Annotated in this window: 2 protein-coding genes; both read left to right on the forward strand. The window is 56.4% G+C overall.

Features of this window, described 5'->3' with window-relative positions:
• The coding region (locus ACO6V1_RS23610; RefSeq protein ID WP_422468992.1) for a hypothetical protein at positions 1-415 on the forward strand (415 nt) is incomplete at its 5' end.
• A 6-nt stretch (positions 416-421) separates the two neighbouring features.
• On the forward strand, positions 422-2,062 hold the full coding sequence (locus ACO6V1_RS23615) for a hypothetical protein (RefSeq protein WP_422468994.1): 1,641 nt from the start codon (positions 422-424) through the stop codon (positions 2,060-2,062).
• Positions 2,063-2,140 lie beyond the last annotated feature (78 nt).

The raw sequence follows: 2,140 nt of genomic DNA on the forward strand, positions 1-2,140 counted from the left end.
ATACTTGTTGATATTGAACAATGTCACTATCAGTGACACTGATTTTGTTGGAAAGTATATGGGCTTATCCATTCAGCAAAGTGCCGGAGGGGGATTCTGGGATGGTTATGGCGCATTCAGAATGAAAGTGCTGGCCAATGACGGGTCAACGACTCCAGTGGCCAAAGAGTATCTTGGCCTGCGACTAATGGACGACACCTTTGACTCAATAAATATCTCTGGTCAGATCAACATCACACCAGGAGGTAATGGACTGGGCGCGATCACCGGTCATCTGCAAACCGGTAATGGCATCCCTTATTTGTACGCCACGATGTCAGCGGAATGGGGTGGAACCATGCACGGAATAAAACTGTTTGCCAGTGTGGCTGACAAGCTGTCCGGTTCGGTTTCCCTGTATGGCTTGAAAAAGTAAACGCCCATGAAACTGGACATCACTTCCTTCACCGGCGAAGTCCCCTGGCTGGACAGCCATCTGCTCGAAGACACCCAGGCAGAGGCCGCCATTGACTGCCGGTTGACCAATGGCAGCCTGCGAGCCTACTACGCTTCTGCTGATGAACAGGCCCTGAACGCCACGCCGCAGTCCATCTACCTCTATCGCAACGAAGGCAGCCGGTACTGGTTTGACTGGACCACGGACGTGGACGTGATCCGTTCCCCGGTGGCCGACGATCCTAATAACCGGGTTTACTACACCGGCACGGTGAAAGGTCCCCGCTACACCGATAACGGGCTGGCCCTGAGTGGTGGCAGTGACTACCCGGTCAATGACCATCAGCTTGGACTGCCGGAACCGGACGTGGCTCCCGTGGTGACGCTCAGTGGTACACCGCTGGACGATGCTGAAGAAGTGGATGCCGAAACCCGTTTCTACAGTTATACCTGGGTGGACGAAAACGGACGGGAAGGTCCACCATCGCTGCCCTCCGGTGAGATTGTGGTGAAGCCCGGTGAAACGGTGGACATTACCTTGGGTGCCGGTCCCGGTGCCGTGGACCTGAATATCACCCATTACCGGATTTACACCAGCACCCAGATCGGCGTGTATCAGCTTTGCACCCAGATCAACAATGCTGGAACGGTGGCCACCGATACCCCCGTAGGTGTCACCACTGTGGTGGATCAAACGCCGTTGGACCAACGGGGCGGCATCCTGAAAACCATCGGCTGGATAGCGCCACCCAACAACCTGCAAGGCATGGTGGTGCTGCCCGGTGGCGTGGCGGCGGGATTCTCCGGCAAGGAGCTGATGTTCAGCGAGCCTTACCATCTGTATGCCTGGCCAGCAGCCTACCGGCTGGCGGTGGAGTATGACATTCAGTCGCTAGCAGTGGCCGCCAACAGTGTGATCATTGCCACGGATGGTTATCCCTATGTGGCCTTTGGCACCGAACCCAGTGCCATGACCCTGGAACGGCTCGATACGGCACACGCCTGCATCAGCAAGCGTAGCATGGTGGATATGGGGGATATGGCCCTGTATGCCTCACCCGATGGTCTGGTGCGGATCGCTGGCGGCCGTGCAGAGTTGATGACCCGCAATATCATCAACCCGGAAGACTGGCGGCAACGGTTCAAGCCACAGACCATCCATGCCTGCTTCCATGATGGCCGGTACTTTGGTTTTTATGGTGATTCGGCGGACTCTCCAGACGAAAAGGGCGGCTTTATCTTCAGCCCGGACAGCGGCACCTTTACCGAGCTCGGCACATACGCTGATGCTTGTTACCGAGATCTTCAGGACGACAGCCTGTATCTGGCCATTGGCAATACCATCAAAGCGTGGGACAAAGGCGCTGCGCTGATGCCCTATCGGTGGCGCAGCAAGGTGTTTCAGGGAAAGCCTGCCCTGTTCAGTTCGGCAAGGATCATGGCCGACAGTTATACCGATCTGGTGTTTCGGGTGTTTCGGGATGAACAGCAAATTCTGGAACTGCCGGTCACGTCTGACCGGGGCTTCCGGTTACCCGCAGGCCGGGGCAGTCGCTGGCAGTTTGAGTTGGCAGGGACCGATACCGTGACCGCCGTGATTGTGGCCAGCTCAATGGCTGAACTCTAAGGACAGACTTCCTCTATGGCTAAATTCCCTGCGTTGCCAGCAACAGTAGACCGTTACGTGCGTGAGTTTCTTAACCGC

This window comes from Endozoicomonas sp. ALC013, from assembly GCF_049310205.1.
In the GTDB taxonomy this organism is placed as follows: domain Bacteria; phylum Pseudomonadota; class Gammaproteobacteria; order Pseudomonadales; family Endozoicomonadaceae; genus Endozoicomonas.